This window comes from Frankia sp. CcWB2, from assembly GCF_977927585.1.
On record NZ_CDWRCM010000033.1, the window covers coordinates 9,510 to 10,536 of the forward strand.

A 1,027-nucleotide genomic window follows, 5' to 3' on the forward strand; every position below is an offset into this window, starting at 1 on the left:
CTCTCGGCAGTTCAGCCAGCCGTTGTCCCAGGTTGCCAGCATGGCGAACCTGGTGCAGTCCGGGGTGGCCTCCGCGGAGCGGGTGTTCGACCTGCTCGACACCGTCGAGCAGGAACCCGACCGGGCGGTTCCGGCGCATCCGGAGCGGCTTCGTGGCCGGGTGGCCTTCGAACACGTCTCCTTCCGCTACGAACCGAACAAGCCGTTGATCGAGGACCTGTCACTCGTCGCGGAACCTGGTCACACCGTCGCGGTCGTCGGGCCGACCGGTGCCGGCAAGACCACTCTGATCAACCTGCTGATGCGCTTCTACGAGGTCACCGGCGGACGGATCACCTTGGACGGGGTCGATGTCGCGGCGATGTCCCGGGATGAACTGCGGGCCAGCATCGGCATGGTCCTGCAGGACACCTGGCTGTTCGGCGGAACGATCGCGGAGAACATCGCCTACGGTGCGGAGGGCGCCACCCAGGAGCAGATCGTGGCGGCGGCCCGCGCCGCGCACGTCGACCGGTTCATCCGCACCCTTCCCGCGGGTTACGACACCGTGCTCGACGACGAGGGGGTCGGCGTGAGCGGCGGGGAGAAGCAGCTGATCACCATCGCCCGTGCCTTCCTCGTGGAACCTCTGATCCTGGTTCTCGACGAGGCGACGAGCTCGGTGGACACCCGTACCGAGGTCCTCATCCAACGGGCGATGTCGACCCTGCGGGCGGGCCGGACCGCGTTCGTCATCGCGCATCGACTGTCGACCATCCGGGACGCGGACACCATTCTTGTGATGGAGAACGGAGCCATCGTCGAACAGGGCACCCACACCGAACTCCTGGCCGCTGGCGGCCCGTACTCCCGGCTGTACCAGTCCCAGTTCGCCCAGGCCGTCGTCGAGATCTGACCGTCGAGATCTGCCGTCGAGGTCTGACGCGAGCGGTTGCGCTACCAGCCTGTGCGTGTGACAGCGGGGATGAGCGCGAGCCGGACGGCTCGTTAGGTGAACTCTGACAAGAAAGCGGATCGGGATCGCTCC

At 66.9% G+C, this 1,027-nt stretch carries 1 protein-coding gene; it reads left to right on the forward strand.

What is annotated here, in order from left to right:
* A partial coding sequence (locus ACY45C_RS05725; RefSeq protein WP_462186606.1) for an ABC transporter ATP-binding protein occupies window positions 1-895 on the forward strand: 895 nt, incomplete at its 5' end.
* Window positions 896-1,027: the final 132 nt, after the last annotated feature.